The sequence below is a fragment of the Streptomyces aureus genome, assembly GCF_000725495.1.
Lineage (GTDB): Bacteria > Actinomycetota > Actinomycetes > Streptomycetales > Streptomycetaceae > Streptomyces > Streptomyces aureus_B.
In genome coordinates, this window is record NZ_JNZD01000023.1 from 41,099 (window position 1) to 57,820 (window position 16,722).

General features: G+C 73.4%; 14 protein-coding genes. 5 read left to right on the forward strand and 9 right to left on the reverse strand.

Annotated elements, in window-relative coordinates; translation table 11 throughout:
- Positions 1-40 precede the first annotated feature (40 nt).
- The 5 genes from IO36_RS25515 to IO36_RS25535 all read right to left on the reverse strand — a co-directional run bounded on the left by IO36_RS25515 (position 41) and on the right by IO36_RS25535 (position 6,322).
- A complete protein-coding gene (locus IO36_RS25515; protein WP_037623287.1) occupies positions 41-1,570 on the reverse strand; it encodes a phytoene desaturase family protein in 1,530 nt (509 codons plus the stop codon).
- Between the two features lie 35 nt (positions 1,571-1,605).
- On the reverse strand, positions 1,606-2,247 hold the full coding sequence (locus IO36_RS25520) for a DUF4126 domain-containing protein (RefSeq protein ID WP_051900947.1): 642 nt from the start codon (positions 2,245-2,247) through the stop codon (positions 1,606-1,608).
- A gap of 385 nt (positions 2,248-2,632) precedes the next feature.
- Entirely contained in the window at positions 2,633-3,262 is a 630-nt protein-coding gene (locus IO36_RS25525) for a TetR/AcrR family transcriptional regulator (protein WP_037623288.1), read from the reverse strand.
- A gap of 35 nt (positions 3,263-3,297) precedes the next feature.
- On the reverse strand, positions 3,298-5,382 hold the full coding sequence (locus IO36_RS25530) for a YhgE/Pip domain-containing protein (protein ID WP_037623289.1): 2,085 nt from the start codon (positions 5,380-5,382) through the stop codon (positions 3,298-3,300).
- Complete coding sequence (locus IO36_RS25535) at positions 5,369-6,322, reverse strand: ATP-binding cassette domain-containing protein (RefSeq protein WP_037623290.1); 954 nt, start codon at positions 6,320-6,322, stop codon at positions 5,369-5,371. The genes IO36_RS25530 and IO36_RS25535 overlap by 14 nt, the downstream gene beginning before the upstream one ends.
- Positions 6,323-6,497: 175 nt before the next feature.
- On the opposite strand from IO36_RS25535, the gene IO36_RS25540 reads away from it, so the two are divergent.
- From IO36_RS25540 to IO36_RS25550, 3 genes are all read left to right on the forward strand, one after another.
- Entirely contained in the window at positions 6,498-7,064 is a 567-nt protein-coding gene (locus IO36_RS25540) for an SAV_6107 family HEPN domain-containing protein (protein WP_037623291.1), read from the forward strand.
- A 212-nt stretch (positions 7,065-7,276) separates the two neighbouring features.
- Positions 7,277-8,047 (forward strand): methyltransferase, encoded by a 771-nt coding sequence (locus IO36_RS25545; RefSeq protein WP_037623292.1) that lies wholly within the window; start codon positions 7,277-7,279, stop codon positions 8,045-8,047.
- Between the two features lie 274 nt (positions 8,048-8,321).
- A complete protein-coding gene (locus tag IO36_RS25550; protein ID WP_037623293.1) occupies positions 8,322-8,717 on the forward strand; it encodes a DUF3040 domain-containing protein in 396 nt (131 codons plus the stop codon).
- A 267-nt stretch (positions 8,718-8,984) separates the two neighbouring features.
- Here the strand turns inward: IO36_RS25550 and IO36_RS25555 are convergent, their stop codons facing one another.
- The 4 genes from IO36_RS25555 to IO36_RS25570 form a co-directional block, all read right to left on the reverse strand.
- Positions 8,985-11,372, reverse strand: a complete 2,388-nt coding sequence (locus tag IO36_RS25555) for a transglutaminase TgpA family protein (RefSeq protein ID WP_037623294.1) — start codon at positions 11,370-11,372, stop codon at positions 8,985-8,987.
- Positions 11,369-12,727, reverse strand: coding sequence for a DUF58 domain-containing protein (locus IO36_RS25560; RefSeq protein ID WP_037623296.1), 1,359 nt, complete (start codon positions 12,725-12,727; stop codon positions 11,369-11,371). The genes IO36_RS25555 and IO36_RS25560 overlap by 4 nt, the downstream gene beginning before the upstream one ends.
- Positions 12,727-13,752, reverse strand: coding sequence for an AAA family ATPase (locus tag IO36_RS25565; protein ID WP_037623297.1), 1,026 nt, complete (start codon positions 13,750-13,752; stop codon positions 12,727-12,729). Before IO36_RS25565 ends, IO36_RS25560 begins: the two co-directional genes overlap by 1 nt.
- 264 nt (positions 13,753-14,016) lie before the next feature.
- Positions 14,017-14,565 carry a beta-class carbonic anhydrase gene (locus IO36_RS25570; protein ID WP_037623298.1) on the reverse strand — a complete coding sequence of 183 codons (549 nt, stop codon included), beginning with the start codon at positions 14,563-14,565 and terminating at the stop codon, positions 14,017-14,019.
- A 425-nt stretch (positions 14,566-14,990) separates the two neighbouring features.
- Here IO36_RS25570 and rsmH point away from each other — a divergent pair, with 425 nt between their 5' ends.
- Together rsmH and IO36_RS25580 are read left to right on the forward strand one after the other, a co-directional pair.
- The gene (rsmH, locus tag IO36_RS25575; RefSeq protein WP_078943435.1) at positions 14,991-16,007 is read left to right on the forward strand and encodes a 16S rRNA (cytosine(1402)-N(4))-methyltransferase RsmH; all 1,017 of its coding nucleotides are present in this window, start codon (positions 14,991-14,993) and stop codon (positions 16,005-16,007) included.
- A 215-nt stretch (positions 16,008-16,222) separates the two neighbouring features.
- Positions 16,223-16,717: a cell division protein FtsL gene (locus IO36_RS25580; protein ID WP_037623299.1), complete on the forward strand. Its 495-nt coding sequence runs from the start codon at positions 16,223-16,225 to the stop codon at positions 16,715-16,717.
- The last annotated feature ends 5 nt before the right edge of the window (positions 16,718-16,722 follow it).

The window sequence follows — 16,722 nt, forward strand, 5'->3', positions numbered from 1 at the left end:
CGGCGGGACGCGTCCCGAACCGCGCCGCCCGCAGGACTCGTCACTGCGAGCCCTGGAAGTCCGGTCCTTCCACGATCAGCCCGGCCACCAGCGCGCCCGACATGCCCGCGTGCGGCAGCCCGCCGCCCGGGTGCGCCCAGCCCCCGGCCGCGAAGAGCCCCGGCAGCTGTGTGGTGTTCGCGGGGTGCAGCAGCCGGCCGTCCGCCGCGGCGAGGGCCGGGGCGGGAACCACGCCGCCCTCCACACCGGTCGCCTCCGCGATGTCCGCCGGGGTGCGGACCTCGTGCCACAGGAGCCGCTCGCGCAGCCCCGGCAGGGCCCGCTCCGCCGCGTCAAGCACCCGCTCCACGTCCGGTCCCGACACCTCGGTGCCGCGGGGCACGGTGACGGTCAGCGTGACGGCCTCGTGCTCCGCGTCCGGCACGAGCGCCGGGTCGTCGGGGCGTGCCACCACGAGGGTCGGCGCCGCGGGCACCCCGGGGCGCTCGCCGAAGAGCCGTTCCAGTTCGCCGTCGCGGTCGGCCGAGTGGACCACTGTCCGGTGCGCCGTCCCGGCGGGCCTGGCGCCGCGCAGCGCGAGCAGCAGCGTGAGCCGGCTGGACCCGCCTGCCGACTGCGGCGGCACCTCGTCGGGGCCCCGCAGCGGGCCCCCGGCGACGAGGCCGTCCAGGACGCCGGGCGCCACGCCCGCGATCACATGGTCCGCCTCCTCGAAGAGGCCCGCACCGGATTCCGGGGCTACCGCGTCCCCGCCCGGGGCGAGCTCCACACCGACGGCCCGGCCGTCCTTCTCGACGATCCGCTCGACCGTCGTACCGAAACGGAACTCGACCCGGCGCTCCAGGCACCGCTCGTACACGGCGCGGGCCAGCTCCCGGATGCCACCGCGTACGTACCAGGTGCCGAAGGCGTGGTCCATGTAAGGCAGCACGGAGGCGCTCGCCGGGGCGGTGCGCGGGTCCAGCCCGTACGCCAGGGCGTGGCTCTCCAGGAGGGCCGTCAGCCGGGGGTCGCGCAGCTCCCAGGCGGCCATCTCGGCGAGGGTGCCTGCCCTGCGGGTGCGCAGGAGCTTGCGGTGCGGCACCGAGGGATAGGGCTCGCGTCCGGCCAGGACCGTCCAGTTGGGCCACAGCGGCTCCTCCAGGAGCGGCCGGCGCGCCCGGTCCCAGGCCTCCCGGGCCCGCACCAGGAAATCGCCCCACCGCGCGCCCGCGCCGTCGCCGAGCGCCTCGTCCAGCGCGGCGAGCACTCCCGCGCGCGAGGCGTTCGGCAGCGAGACCCGGGTGCCGTCGGCGAAGACGTGGTCCGCCGACGGGTCGACCTGGACCAGCTCGATGCACTCCTCCAGCGGCCGCTTGCCGGTCTTGACGAACAGGTCGCGGTAGACCGCGGGCAGCGGGAGCAGCCCCGGGCCCGTGTCGAACACGAAGCCGTCCCGCTCGAAGCGGCGCACCGCGCCGCCGTACGTCTCCGTCCGCTCGAACACCACCACCCGGTGGCCCGCGACGGCCAGCCGGGCGGCGGTCGCCATCGCGCCCATCCCGGCGCCGATCACCGCAATCCGTCCCATGGCGGCGACTTTATCGGCCCCCGCGGGACGTCCCGTCAGTCGCGGTCCGGCCAGGGCGGCGCCCCGGCGACCCGGCGGGGCATCGCCCCGGCCGCCCTGCGTTCCTCCCGGCGCTGCGCCCGGCGGCGCAGGAACCGTCTGATCCGCGAGACGAGGAAGCAGAGCACCGCGAGCCCGGTGAGCAGCAGCGCGCCGGCGATGCTCGCCGCGGCCCAGGGATGGAAGATCGCCAGCGTGACGATGCCCGCCACCCCGAGGTCCTCGGCGGTGCTCAGGACGAAGTTGCTGAACGGCTCCGGCGAGGAGTTGACGGCCATCCGCGTCCCGGCCTTGACCGTGTGGCTGGCCAGCGCCGTGGAGCCGCCGATCACGGCCGCCGCCAGATCGGAGACCGAGCCGCTGTGCCCGGCGAGCATCGCCCCGACCCAGGCTCCCGTGGCGGGCCGGATCACGGTGTGCACGGAGTCCCACACCGAATCGACGTACGGGATCTTGTCGGCGACCGCTTCGCACAGGAAGAGGACGCCCACTGTGATCAGGATCTCAGGGCGTTGCAGGGTCGCCGGGACCTCGTCGCTCAGGCCGGTGGCGCCGAAGAGGCCGAGGAGCAGCACCACCGCGTAGGCGTTGACGCCGCTGGCCCAGCCGCTGGTGAAGACCAGGGGGAGTACGGACACGGAGGGGATCGTAACCAGGAGGCGGCGGGGGTGTCCTGGGTCTGAGCACGCAGGCCTGAGTATCCGTACCTACCCGGTGAGATGAGTAGCCGCACGGATGGGCCCGACCTGCGGGAACGGGAGAGTGGAGGCACGGAGAGGGGCGCGGTTCCGGCACCGCCGACACGGGGCGGCGGAACGGGACCCGCGCCCTTGGCCGCTCCTTCCGCCGGCCCGCTCGGCGGGAGCGAGACACGGGGGGACCCGGGGGACGACCGAACGGGGGCCCACGGGGGGTACGGGGGAGCACGACGAAGCGCCGGTACGGACGGCCCGCGGGGGACGCGGCCGCACGTACCGGCGCTCTCGTACGCCCGGAACACCGGTGCGTGCGAAGGGCCCGGCCTCAGCCGTGGCCGCTCACACGCCCCTGGAGGAGCCGGGACAGCGCCGCGTGGACGTCGTCCAGGGAGCGCTCCGGCTGGAAGGCCTGCCAGTCCAGGGCGGCCACCAGGACCATCCCGACCAGCGCCGCCGCCGTGAGCGGGATGTCGATCTCCTCGCTCAGCTCCCCGCCCGCCACGGCGTCGCGCAGAACGCCCTCGACGACCGCCACCGCCTGCTGCCGCACCACCATGAGCGTGGACTGCCAGGCCCGGTTGGTGCGCCACAGCTCCGCCACGTAGAGCTGGGTGAACGCCGGATAGCGGTTGATGAAGACGAGCCCGGCCCGGATCATCGCGTCCAGCGCGTCGACCTTGCTGCCGCCGTCCCGCTCGGTCCGCTCCGCCGCGTCCCGCAGCGAGGCCGTCAGCAGTCCCACGCCGTGGCGCAGGAGCTCTTCGAAGAGGACGGACTTGCTCGCGAAGTTGTAGTAGACCGTGCCCTTCGCGACCCCGGCCCGCTCGGCGATCTCGTCCACCGTGGTGGCGGAGAACCCCTGTTCGGCGATCAGGGTGACGGCCGCCTCGTAGAGCTTCTGCCGGGTCGCCTCGCGGCGGCTGCCACCGCCCGCCGTGGTGCTGCTGCTTTCCATGGCTCCGATTGTCACAGGACCCTCCGGGCGCGTGGTCACAGGCTCAGCTCCGGATGCAGCCGGTCGAGGGTCCACACCTGCCGGCGGCGGGCCGTGAGCGCGGTGAGCGCGAGCGCGCCCGCGGTGAAGGCCGCGAGGACGAGACAGGCCGTCCGCACGGGCTCCAGTCCGCCGCCGGTGATGAGCCTGCGGAGGGCCTCGACGATGTAACTCATCGGCAGGTAGGGGTGGATCGCGTTGAAGAAGCCCGGACTGGTCTGGACGGGGTACGTGCCGCCCGCCGAGGTCAGCTGGAGCATCAGCAGGGCCAGGACGAGGATCCGGCCCGCCGCCCCGAAGCGCGCGTTCATCCACTGCACGATCGCCGCGAAGCAGGCCGTCACCAGGAACAGGAAGCCCACCGTTCCCGCCGCCCGGGCCATCTGGAGCCCGATCGCCCAGTGCAGCACCGCCATCAGGGCGGCCGTCTGCAGGACGCCCACGACCGCGACCGGCAGCCACCCCGCCAGCGCGATGCGCCAGGCCGAGGCGCCCGCGGCCAGCGCCCGCCGGTTCAGCGGCTGGATGAGCATGTACGCCACCATCGCGCCGACCCACAGGGACAGCGGGATGAAGTAGGGGGCGAAACCGGTGCCGTAGTTGGGCGCCTTGTGCAGGTCCCGGGAGGCCATGCGCACCGGATCGGCCATGACCTCGGTGCGCAGGTCGCGGTCGGGCTTGTCGTAGTCGGGGATCCGCCCGGCGCCGTCGTGCAGACCGCCCGCGAGTTTCCCGGAGCCGCCGACGAGCTTGTAGAGACCGCCGTCGAGACCGTTCGCGCCCGTCCGCAGTCGGCCGACGCCCTTGTCCAGGTCGGCCGCGCCGGTCCGGGCGGTGCCGAGGCCGGAGTGCAGCCGCTTGGCCCCGCGGGCCACGGCGGTGGCGCCTTCGTTCAGCTTGTCGATCTTGGAGACCGCGTCGTCGAGGTCCTCGGACAGATGCGGCGAGCGGGCGGCGAGCGCGCGGGCCTGCTTCTCCAGGGTCGCGAGGTTCTTGTCCAGGGCGTCGAGATCGCCGTCCTGGTCGTCGACCAGCGCGTTCACGTCGTCGGTCACCTTGACGACGTCCTCGGCGGCGTCGGCGGCCTTCTTCAGCTCGGGGCACGCCGGGTCGGGGACGGGCAGGGTCTCGCAGCGCGAGCGGTGGACGGCGTTCAGCGCGTCGGAGGCGGTGCGTGCGCCCTTGGCCGCGGCCGGGGCCGTCTTCACCAGGGTGCCGAGGTTGTGGCGGATCCCGGCGGCCGAGTCGGCGACCAGCCGGGCCGTGTCGCCGATCGACTTCTCGTTGTCCTCGAGGAAGGGGCCCACCTCGCCCGCGAACCCGTCGACCTTGTCGGCCAGCGCCCGGGTGCCGTCGGCGACCTGGCGGGAGCCGTCCTCCAGGTCGCCCGCGCCCGAGTTCAGCCTGCGCAGGCCCCCGGAGAGCTTTCCGCTGCCCTTCTTGGCCGCCTCCAGGCCGTCCGCGAGGTCCTTGGAGCCCTTCTTCGCCCTGCCCAGGCCGTCGTTGAGCCGGTCGGCACCCTCGGCCGCCTTCACGGTCTTGCCGTGGATGTCCGAGAACGAGATGAAGATCCTGTCCAGGAACGAACGCGAGGCCTTCGTGGAGGCGGCCGTCCGGACCTCGCTGAACACCGTGCGGGAGATCTGCCCGACGATGTAGTTGTTGGCGTCGTTCGTCCGCACCTGGAGCGCGCTGGTCTCGGGTGAACTCCCGGAACTGGACGCGATCCTGCGGCTGAAGTCGCCCGGCATGGTGAGGGACAGGTAGTACGTGCCGTCCTCCACGCCCTTGCGGGCCTCGGCCGAACTCACCTCGTGCCACTCGAAGGTGTCGCTGTCGCGCAGCCCCTCGGTGATGGTGTCCCCGACGGTGACCCTGCGACCGCCGGCCGTCGCGCCCTCGTCGTCGTTCACCAGCGCCACGGGGATGCGGTCGAGACGGCCGTACGGGTCCCAGAACGACCAGAGATAGAGCGCGCCGTACAGCAGGGGCAGCAGCAGGAGCGCGACCAGGGCGGCGCGGGGGAGCTTGCCCCGGCCGAAGCGGCGGAGTTCGAGAAAGGCCAGTTCAGGCGAGCGCATCGGCCGTCTCCCGGTCTTGGTTGTCGCTGTCGCTGTCGCTGTCGCTGTCGCTGTCGCTGTCGCTGTCGCTGTCGGCGGTGGCGGCGGTGTCGTTGTCCGGGCCGGCGTCCGATTCGGGGGCGTCGGCGGGGGCCTTGGCCTCGGTGGGGGCCTCGGCACCGGAGGCGGTCCCGGCGGGGGTGTCCACGCCGGGCTCCCGCTCTTCGGCGGTCGTGGCCGTCTCCCCGGCGGTCGTCTCCGTGGCGGCCGGCGCGGTGGACACGACGAGGGCGCCCTCGGGGGCCTCGCTGCACACCGCCACGACCGTCGTGCCGGACGCGGCCAGGGACGCCAACAGAGCCCAGACGTCCGCCCGTTCGGCGTCCGAGAGCTTGAGGTCGGTGTCGTCGACGCCGAGCAGTCGGGGGCGGCCGATCAGCGCGAGCGCGAGCGACAGCCGCAGCGTCTCGGTCCGTTCCAGATCGCGCACCGCGGTCCTCGGGCCCTTGGGCAGGGTGTCCAGGTCGAGTCCTGCGGCGGCCAGCGCGGCGCCGATGCGGGTCTCGACATCACCCGTCCGCTCGCCGCGGGGCCGCAGCAGGTCGCGCAGCGAACCCCCGAACCGCCGCTGCAGCAGGGCCCGTTCCCGCAGGTGCTCGCCGACGGTCAGGGCGGGGTCGAGGTCGGTGACCCCCGGGACGTGGGCGAGCGCGCTCACCCGGCGCACCGCCGCCATCTGCTTCGGCAGCCTCCACGCGCCGACGGCCGCCGTTCCCCCGGTGGCCTTCATCCGGCCCGTCAGGGCGAGCAGCAGACAGGTGCGTCCGGAACCCGAGGGCCCCTCGATCGCGACGAGCGATCCTGGCTCCGCGTCGATCCGGACCCCGCGGAACACCCGTCCGCGGGGTCCGTCGAGTCCGAAGTCCTCGGCCGTGACACGCAGTCCGTGCGGACCGTCCACAGCTCCCCCATCCCCGGGAACACATCGAACCCTTTTTGAACTGACTGGTCAGTGCAAAAACTAACCCGAACTTTCGATCGAAGCAAAACCGCAGGTCAGAACGGATTGTCAGTGGCATACCGCACGATGGGCACATACGGCCACAGTGCCGTCACACGACGACAGGAGGTTCGTCATGGCCAGCTCGTCCGCAGCCGCCGCCCGTCGGCGCCGCGCCACCGGCCCTGCCCCCTCACTGACCGGACCGGCGGGCGACGTGCACCCCGTGCTCCGCCGGGCCACGGCCCCGCCCGCCGCCCTCGACCTGCTCTCCCAGGCCCGCGCCGGACTCGACGAGGCGGCGGCGCTGGAGACGTCCAACGAGCGTTATGCGACGGCCCACTTGGCCGCGCTCCGCACAGCCGCCGCGGTCCTCGCCGCGCGCGCCCGCCCCGAGCCCGCCTCCCGGCGCCGGGTCAGGATCCGCAGCGCCTGGGAGGTCCTTCCCGAGATCGCGCCCGAACTGACCGAATGGAGCGCGCTGTTCGCCTCCGGGGCCACCCGCCGTGCCCGCGCCGAGGCCGGAATCCAGGGGGCGGCCACCACCCGCGACGCCGACGACCTGATCCGCGACGTCGCCATGTTCCTGCGCCTCGTCGAACGGATGCTGGTGCTCCAGCCGGTGCTGCCCCAGCCCCGCCCCGACGGGGACGGGGAGCGGGACCGGGGCGGCAGGGACAGGGGGATGCCGGACGCGGGCTGACCGGCGCGGGACCCGGCGGAGCGGGGGCCACGGCGCACGGGCGCGGCCGGCCGTCCTCCGTGTGCTGCTCGCGCTGTTCGGCGCGCGTGGGACGGGGGCCCGGTCGCGGTGGCGGAGGCAATAGGGTGGAGACGCCTGCTGCCTCCCCGCCGGGAGGCTCGAAGATCGCTCCGCCGTTCGAACGGCGGTGCCGCGCCGAGGAGTCAACTGCCGTGTCGGACCCGATGCGCCCCCGCGCTTCTCTCCGTACCGCCGTCGTCTGGGAGGTCCTCAAGGACGCCCTGGACCGTCAGGTCAAGGCCTCCGGACGGGAGTCGCTCGACGTGCTCGACACCGGCGGCGGCAGCGGCAACTTCGCCGTGCCCGTGGCCCGCCTCGGACACCGCGTCACGGTCGTGGACCCCAGCCCCAACGCGCTGTTCGCGCTGGAGCGCCGGGCCGCCGAGGCCGGAGTCGCCGACCGGGTGCAGGGCGTCCAGGGCGACGCCCACGGTCTCTTCGACGTGGTCGAGCGCGGCCGCTACGACGCGGTGCTGTGCCACGGCGTCCTGGAGTACGTCGACGACCCCGCCGAGGGCGTCCGCAACGTGGTGGACGCGCTGCGCCCCGAGGGCGTCCTCAGCCTGCTCGCCGCGGGCCTGGGCGGAGCCGTGCTGGCCCGCGCCCTCGCCGGGCACTTCAAGGAGGCCCGGCACGCGCTCGACGACCCGGACGGACGATGGGGCGCGAGTGATCCCGTTCCGCACCGGTTCACCGCCGAGCAGCTCACCTCCCTGGTCGCGGGCGCCGGCCTGCACGTGGCCGCCGTGCACGGTGTCCGGGTCTTCGCGGACCTCGTGCCGGGAGTCCTGGTGGACACCGAGCCGGGCGCACTGGACGCCCTGCTGAAGCTGGAGGCCGCGGCGGCCGAGCTCACCGCGTTCCACTCGGTGGCCACGCAGCTCCATGTTCTCGGTGAGGCCCGCGGGGCCGCCGAGGCCTGAGCGGCTCCCGTGGCGCGCCGCTGATCAGGGGCTCGGCGGCAGATGGAGTACGCCACAGACCACCCGATCGAGTGCTCGGCGCCGTATGATCGGGGGAGACCGTCCGGCATGACGGGCCGTTCGCTGGGGAATGCACGCCTCAGCGCATCGGGGCGCCGTGTTTGGGTTCCGGTCGGTGAATTGGCGTAGAGGGCGGGTTTCACGGGGCCGATTCCCTGCCTATCCTGAAGGGGACCCCCGGTCGCCCCGGCGACTGCACGATGAGGAGGACTCCGTGCCGCTCTCGGAGCACGAGCAGCGAATGCTCGAGCAGATGGAGCGAGCGCTGTACGCCGAAGATCCCAAGTTCGCGACAGCGCTTGAGGGAAGCGGGCTGCGTACGTACACCCGGCGACGGGTCTACCAGGCGGTCGCGGGCTTCCTGGTGGGTATCGCGCTCCTCATGGCTGGAATGGTCGCGGTTCAGATCTGGCTGAGCGTGGTGGGCTTCCTCGTCATGCTGGGCTGTGCGGTGCTCGCCGTCACCGGTTGGCGCAAGGCTCCCAAGCCGGGTGAGCAGCCGGGCGTTCCCGGTTCGTCCGCCGCCCGCCGTCAGAGCCGACCCCGCCGTTCCATGATGGACCGGATCGAACAACGCTGGCAGCGTCGTCGCGACGAGCAGGGCGGCTGAGCCTCCCGCGCCGCGGACACAGACCTTTGTGAGGGGGCGTCCACCCGGATCCGGGTGGACGCCCCCTCACGCGTAGGTACGAACCCCCTCCGAAACGCACCCCGCCCGGCGGCTCCGGTGCACCGGCTGTGGCCCGTCACCGCCCTGGTGCACGGCCCGGCACGGCCCCCTCGGCGGTCCCGGGCCCTGCCCGCGTCGCTCCTCCCGGACGCCTCGGCCCCCGCCGCGCACGGTCTTGGTGCGGGACGGGGGCCGAGGCCGGTGACGTCAGCCGTTCTGGCTCGACGGGCGCTGGAACAGGGCCCGCCGGCGGGCGGCCAGCCGGGTTCGCAGGCGCGTCCGGAAGTCCGAGAACCTCCAGATCACCCGGACGGCCGAACGAGGCGCGAGCAGAGCGCGCAGCCGCGCGGGACGGCTCGCACCGGCGCCGAAGGACTTCCCGACCAGGCGCGCGTCGTTCGCGAGACCCGCCACCGGACGGGGGCGCGGGGCGTAGAGAACCTGCTCAACGGCCTCGGCCAGCCGGTGCACCGCGGCCGCGGCGTCCGGCTCCAGCTTGCCCAGCCTGATGATCCGCTCGGCCGTCCTCCTCGGGGTCCCCGACTCCTCCGGCGCGATCCCGTGGTCCCACGCCGTGTCGGTCACCTCCGCCCAGGCGCCCAGCGTGTGGGCCGCCACCTCCGCCTCGGAGCGGCCGTGACCGCCGAGCCGGACCGCCCGCACCCGCGTCCGCCACATCAGCGGCAGCAGCAGCACTCCCAGGACCAGGAGAGCGCCCAGCGTGCCGAGGACCAGCCCGGTCCAGTGCCCGTCGTCCTCCCGGGGACCGATCGCCGCCGCCGAGGACTGGTCCGGGCAGGCCGCCAGCTTCCGCAGCTTCGGCGAGCAGCTCTCGCTCGCCGACGGCTCGGCCGAGGGCGCCGCGGACGACGAGAACGTCGGCTTCGGGGCCGCGGACTCGGCGCTTCCCGGCGTGAACTGCTGGGTGTACGACGGCACCGAACCCCGGCTCGGGGTCGGCTCGAAGCGGGTCCAGCCCACGCCCTCGAAGTACAGCTCGGGCCAGGCGTGCGCGTCCCGCAGCCCCACCGACATCGAACCGTCCGCCTGCGGAGTGCCCGACGTGAAGCCCACCGCCACCCGGGCGGGAATCCCGAGCGTCCGCGCCATCGACGCCATCGCGAAGGAGAAGTGGACGCAGAAGCCCTCCTTCTCCTTCAGGAAGTTGGCGATCGCCCGGGCCCCGGTGCCGGCCTGCACCTGGGTGTTGTAGCGGAAGTCGCCGCTGACGGCGAAGTAGTCCTGGAGCTTGACCGCCTGCTCGTAGTGGTTGGCCGACCCCGCGGTCACCTTCCGGGCCGTCTTCGCCACCACCTCGGGCAGCGACGCCGGAACCCTGGTGTACTCGCGCTTCATCGCGGGCGAGGGCTCCGGGGCGGTCGCCAGCTGGTGCGCGGTCGGCTCCACCATCAGGCTCGTGACCTCGTACTGCACGCCACGGGTGTTCTGCCCGTGGTCGCCGTTGAGGGTGCGCCCGACGGGTTCGTAGCGCCAGCTGCCGCTGATGTCCACCTTGCTGGCCGGGTACGGCATCGGCAGCCAGTCCTGCGCGTACCAGTCGGCCGCCGCTATCCGCGTCCGGACGGTGGCCCGCTTGACCTCTCCGGAGAGTCCGGCCGGGGCCGGGAACGTCCCCGGCACGTCCTCGGTGTGGCGCCGGGTCGGTTTCCACGCGGTGCCGTCGAAGTCGTCCAGCGAGACGATCCGCAGATACATGTTCTGGGTGTCGGAGGTGTCCGTGCGGTACGTCATGACCGTGCGGTCCACGTCGACGTTCAGGTTGTCGCGGAGCGCGACCAGCGCGTTCACCGAGGAGATCGGCCCGTTCCCGGCGCCGTTGCCGTAACCGCGCCCCGCGGCGTCCAGCAGACCGCCGTCGAAGGTGGGCAGGGCGAGCGGCACGAACAGGGCGACGCCGAGCGCGACCGCGCCGATCCGCCGCCCGGTGCGCACGGGCGCGACCGCACCGCTCGCGGGTGCCGGGCCGGGTGTCCTGGCCGCTCCGCCGAAGACGCGGCCCCACTGGGAGAGCCGGTCCCGGCTCTCGGCGAGCAGCAGCATCAGATAGCCGGCGGCCGCGAGCAGGAACCACAGCCAGGCCGCGCCGCCGCCGGAGAGGCCCGCGGCGACCGAGTACAGGGCGAGCAGCGGAAGACCCGCGGGCGCGGCGCTGCGGTAGGTCACCGCGAGGGTGTCCACCGCGAGCCCGATCACCAGGACACCGCCGACCACCATCAGCCGGATCCCGTCCGACAGCGGGGCCGGGATCGAGTACCTGCCGACGTCGTCCGCGCCCGCCCGCAGCAGCGCCGAGAAGTGCTGGAAGGCCTCGGGTCCGGGGACGATCCCGGCGAGGGCCTGGTGCCGGGCGAAGGCCAGCGTCAGCAGCATCAGCGTCACCAGCGCCTGCACCGCCACGGTCAGCGGCCGGGCCAGCGGGACCCGCCGGGCCAGGGCGCCGACGCCGGTCTGCAGGGCCAGCAGGAACGCCGCCTGGAAGATCCAGGTCGCCGGGCTCACCAGCGGCAGCAGCGCGCACGACGTCAAAAGTGTGGCCGCCGCCGCGCACAGCGCCAGCCGGGCCCGCCCGCTCATACGCCACCCCCCGAGGTAGTCCCCGTCGACGCCACATGGGTGCGCTGACGGTCCGCCTCGCGCCACAGGTCGGCGAGCGAGGCCCCCCGCGGCACCTTCACGGCGGTCCAGCCCGCCTCGCGCAGCATGCGCAGCGGGTCCGTGCTCTCGTCCGACGGGCCGGGCACGTCGGACGGCTCCCGCACCCAGGAGTCGCTGTCCAGCACGAAGGCCACTGCCCCGCCGCTGCGCCGGCGCATCTTGCCGAGCACCGCGGCCTGCTCCTCGTCAAGATCGCCGAGGAAGGCGATCAGCAGTCCTGCGTTGCCGCCGCGCAGCACCTCGTACGCCCGGGAGAGGCCCGTGCCGTCCGAGTGGTCGACGACGGCGAGCGTGTCCATCATCATCCCGGCCGTGTCCGCCGACTCCTGGCTCGAGCCGGCGAACCCGTCGGCGCCCTCGCCGGGCACCGAGCTGCCGGTGTCGGTCAGCAGGCGCACCGAGAAGCCGCGTTCGAGCATGTGCAGCAGCGTGGACGCCGCTCCCGAGACGGCCCATTCGAACGCCGAGTCGGGTCCCGCGCCCTGGTAGGCGATGCCCCGGGTGTCCAGGAGCACCGTGCAGCGCGAACGCTGGGGCTGCTCCTCGCGGCGGACCATCAGCTCGCCGTAGCGGGCGGTGAGCCGCCAGTGCACGCGGCGCAGGTCGTCGCCGTAGCGGTACCCGCGCGGAATGATGTCGTCCTCGCCGGCCAGCGCGAGGGAGCGCTGGCGTCCGTCGCCGTACCCCTGCGCCTCACCGGTCAGCCGCGCCGGCGGCAGCCCCTCGACCCGCGGGATGACGGTCAGGGTGTCGTACGCCGAGAAGGAGCGGGTCAGCTCGCACATGCCGAACGGGTCGGTCAGCCGCAGCTGGAGCGGGCCCAGCGGATAGCGGCCGCGCAGGTCCGAGCGCACGCGGTACGAGACCTCGCGGCGGCCGCCGGCCTCCACCCGGTCCAGCACGAAGCGCGGGCGCGGGCCGAGGACGTAGGGCACCTTGTCCTGGAGCATCAGCAGGCCCGTGGGCAGCCGGGAGATGTTGTCCATGCGCAGGTGCACGCGGGCCTCGGAGCCGGCCGGTACCCGCCCGGGGGAGAGGCTCCGGCTGCCCGCGACCCGGTAGCGGGTGCGGTACAGCACGGTCGCGCAGACCAGCGGCAGCACCGCGAGGAGCAGGCCGACCCGCAGCAGGTCGCTCTGCCCGAGGACGTACGCGCAGATCATGGCGGCCACGCCGGCCGCCAGGAACGAGCGGCCGCGCGTGGTGAGACCGGCGAGCGCGGTGCGCAGCCCGCCCTTGTCCTCGGCGGAGTGTTCCGCGCTCGCCTGCGTCATCACAGCCTCCGGGGCGGCTGCTGACCGTAGGTGGGCGCGCCCCGGCCCGTCGAGGGGCCGGAGTCGGCAGGCACCGGGATGCGCTGCAGGATCTCCTGGACCACCTGCTCCGAGGTGCGGCGGTTCAACTGCGCCTGGGCCGTGGGCAGCAGGCGGTGGGCCAGGACCGCGACCGCGAGTGCCTGCACGTCGTCCGGCAGCGCGTAGTCGCGGCCGCTGAGGGCGGCGGACGCCTTCGCCGCGCGCAGCAGGTGCAGGGTGGCGCGCGGTGAGGCGCCGAGTCTGAGGTCGGGGTGGGTGCGCGTGGCGGCCACCAGGTTCACCGTGTAGCGGCGTATGGCCTCGGCGACGTAGACCGTGCGGACCGCGTCGATCAGTTTCACGATGTCGTGCGCGTGGGCGACCGGCTGCAGGTCGTCCAGCGGGTTCACGCCGCCGTGGATGTCCAGCATCTGCAGTTCGGCGTCGGCGCTGGGGTAGCCGATGGAGACCCGGGCCATGAAGCGGTCGCGCTGGGCCTCGGGCAGCGGGTAGGTGCCCTCCATCTCGACCGGGTTCTGGGTGGCCACCACCATGAACGGGCTCGGCAGTTCGTAGGTCTGCCCGTCGATGGTGACCTGCCGCTCCTCCATCGACTCCAGGAGCGCGGACTGCGTCTTGGGCGAGGCGCGGTTGATCTCGTCGCCGATCACGATCTGCGCGAAGATCGCGCCCGGCTTGAACTCGAAGTCCTGACGCTGCTGGTCCCAGATGGACACCCCGGTGATGTCCGAGGGCAGCAGGTCGGGCGTGAACTGGATGCGCCGCACCGAGCAGTCGATGGAACGCGCCAGCGCCTTGGCCAGCATGGTCTTGCCGACGCCGGGGACATCCTCGATCAGAAGATGTCCCTCGGCGAGCAGCACGGTCAGCGAAAGCCGTACGACCTCAGGCTTGCCCTCGATCACTGCTTCCACCGAACCGCGGACACGCTCCGCAGTGGCGGTCAGATCCGTGAGGCTCGCTCGATCGTCATAGGTCGTCACCCGGCCCTCCTCGGCCCGTTCGGGCCGACGCCCTGTGCGGACCGGCCCACCCCGAAACACGGGCACCACGCGCGAAAGGTTCCGCGTGACGCCACACCCGCATTCTTGTTGCCGTTACCGGTTCGTGTCATCCGCCTGTGGACAAGTGGCCGCGATATGTCAGTTCTTACGGTCCTTTGGCCGGCGGACGGCCGGGGTTTTCGTGCTGAGAAGGGTCCCACGAGCTGCGGAGAGCCGGCGACCGGGGCCTTCGGCGGGACCGGGTCAGGCGGGGTCGATCTCCCGCAGCAGACCCGTCGTGACGTCGAAGACGAAGCCGCGGACGTCGTCGGTGTGCACCAGGAAGGGGGAGGTGCGCACGCGCTGCATCGACTGCCGTACGTCCTGGTCGACGTCCCGGAAGGCCTCGACCGCCCACGCGGGGCGCTGGCCGACCTCCATCTCCAGGTCGTGCCGGAATTCCTCGGTGAGGGACTCCAGACCGCAGCCGGTGTGGTGGATGAGGGCCACGCTGCGGGTGCCGAGGGCCCGCTGGCTGATGGTGAGGGAACGGATCACGTCGTCCGTGACCACGCCGCCCGCGTTGCGGATGGTGTGGCAGTCGCCGAGGCGCAGGCCGAGTGCGGCGTGCAGGTCGAGGCGGGCGTCCATGCACGCGACCACGGCGACCCGCTGTACGGGGCGGGCGTCCATCCCGGGGTCGGCGAAGGCGGCGGCGTACTTACCGTTCGCCTCGACGAGACGGTCGGTGATCGAGTGCTCCCCGCCTATGGCGTCTTCGGGCTCGGCGGGAACGGATGCGGAAGTCGTCATGGCTGCGACGTTACTGGTCACGTGTGGGCGAGGCCTGTTGTGAGAGGGGACAAAGAATGTCATCGCGACTTGTTGTGAGGTAATCCACACGGGCGGTGACGAGGTGCCCGTTCGGGTGATTCTTCCGGATCCGCCGCTTCGGTCCGGGCGCCGTCCGCGACGCGCATGCCGGTTGATTGACCGCGCGACACCGTGGACTAAAGTGACGCGAAGTGGGAGGCGAGGCTCTCCCCGCTGGACTGTTTTCCCTGGAGACCCGGCGACCTTCCGGACTCTCCCCACGTGCGCGGCGCGTACGTACGGCTCGGCCTCCTCCCGCTCCCGGTCGGCCGACGCCACTCATCCGGCGCCGGCGGACCTCCCCTTCCCGAGCGGGTGGGGACCCGGCGGTGCGTATGGCCGCGCCGGACCTGAGAGGGCCCGGAATGCAAGGGCGCGAAGCGCTTCCCGACGAGGGCGACGGGGCCGACGGCGGGCGGCCGGACGGGCAGAGCCGTCACGTCCCGGTCATGCTCGACCGGTGCCTGGACATGCTGGCCCCCGCCCTCACCGAGCCGGGCGCCGTGGTCGTCGACTGCACGCTCGGGCTCGGCGGTCACAGCGAGGCACTGCTCACCCGGTTCCCCGGAGTGCGGCTGGTCGCCCTGGACCGCGACAAGGAGGCGCTGCGCCTCTCCGGAGAGCGGCTCGCCCCCTACGCCGAGCGCGCCTCCCTGGTGCACGCCGTCTACGACGAACTCCCCGAGGTCCTCGACCGCCTGGACATCGACCGCGTCCAGGGCGTCCTGTTCGACCTCGGCGTCTCCTCCATGCAACTCGACGAGGCCGACCGGGGATTCGCCTACGCGCAGGACGCCCCGCTCGACATGCGCATGGACCAGACGACCGGCATGAGCGCCGCCGAGGTGCTCAACACCTATCCGCCGGGCGAACTGGTGCGGATCCTGCGGGCGTACGGCGAGGAGAAGCAGGCCAAGCGGATCGTCTCGGCCGTCGTGCGCGAGCGGGACAAGGAGCCCTTCACCAACAGCGCCCGCCTCGTCGAACTGATCCGCGACGCGCTGCCCCAGGCCGCCAAGCGCACCGGCGGCAACCCCGCCAAGCGCACCTTCCAGGCGCTGCGCATCGAGGTCAACGGCGAACTGAGCGTCCTGGAGAGGGCGATCCCCGCGGCCGTGAAGGCGCTCGCCGTCGGCGGACGCATCGCCGTGCTGTCGTACCACTCGCTGGAGGACCGGCTGGTCAAGCAGGTGTTCGCGGCCGGTGCCGCCACCACCGCGCCGCCCGGGCTGCCGGTCGTCCCCGAGCGCTACCAGCCCCGGCTCAAGCTCCTCACCCGCGGTGCCGAACTTCCCACCGAGGAAGAGGTCGCCGAGAACCGCCGGGCGGCTCCCGCCCGGCTGCGGGGGGCGCAGCGCATCCGCGAGGACTCCGCCGAGTGAGGCGCGGGGAGAAGGAGGGGCCGTGAGCTGGGAGGCCGGACGCGCGCGACGCCCCGGACCCGGAGGCCGGACCCGCCGGAGCGCGGTGCACGGGCTTCCGGACCCGTGGCCGCCCCGTGAGTCCGGGAACCGGACCCGCCGCGGTTTCGTGACAAGGGGAACCGAACCCAGGGAGCGGCCGTGAAGCCGGCTCGCCAGAACCACCGGGAGGGCGCGTGAGCGGCAAGCCTGAACTCAGGGGGCGGGCGGCCCGGCTCGCGCGGCTCCTTCCGGCCGGTGCCGGGCAGGCCGCCCGCACCCCGTTCGTGCTCCTCGTCGTCCTGCTCCTCGGCGGCGGCCTCATCGGCCTCCTCGTCCTGAACTCGGCGCTCAGCGAAGGCGCGTTCCGCCTCGACGACCTCCAGAAGGACACCAAGAGCCTCACCGACGAGGAGCAGGCCCTCCAGCGGGACGTGGACGCCTACTCCGCCCCCGACGCCCTCCAGCGCCGCGCCCGTGAACTCGGCATGGTCCCCGGCGGCGACCCCGCCTTCCTCGATCCCGACGGCACGGTCAAGGGCGTCCCCGGGGCCGCCGGCTCCGCCGCCCGCGCGCCGATGGTCCCCCCGCCCGAGGTCCTCGCCCCGGCCCCGCGCACCCAGGGCCCGACGCCGTCCGCGGCCCGGACCCCCGCCCCGTCCGCTCAGCCCTCCACGACCCCCGGCAGGTGACGGAA

Coding starts and splice junctions, on each gene's coding strand:
- IO36_RS25515 (WP_037623287.1), bottom strand. CDS start 1,570: ATGGGACGGATTGCGGTGATCGGCGCCGGGATGGGCGCGATGGCGACC.
- IO36_RS25525 (WP_037623288.1), bottom strand. CDS start 3,262: ATGGAAAGCAGCAGCACCACGGCGGGCGGTGGCAGCCGCCGCGAGGCG.
- IO36_RS25530 (WP_037623289.1), bottom strand. CDS start 5,382: ATGCGCTCGCCTGAACTGGCCTTTCTCGAACTCCGCCGCTTCGGCCGG.
- IO36_RS25540 (WP_037623291.1), top strand. CDS start 6,498: ATGGCCAGCTCGTCCGCAGCCGCCGCCCGTCGGCGCCGCGCCACCGGC.
- IO36_RS25555 (WP_037623294.1), bottom strand. CDS start 11,372: ATGAGCGGGCGGGCCCGGCTGGCGCTGTGCGCGGCGGCGGCCACACTT.
- IO36_RS25560 (WP_037623296.1), bottom strand. CDS start 12,727: ATGACGCAGGCGAGCGCGGAACACTCCGCCGAGGACAAGGGCGGGCTG.
- IO36_RS25570 (WP_037623298.1), bottom strand. CDS start 14,565: ATGACGACTTCCGCATCCGTTCCCGCCGAGCCCGAAGACGCCATAGGC.
- rsmH (WP_078943435.1), top strand. CDS start 14,991: ATGCAAGGGCGCGAAGCGCTTCCCGACGAGGGCGACGGGGCCGACGGC.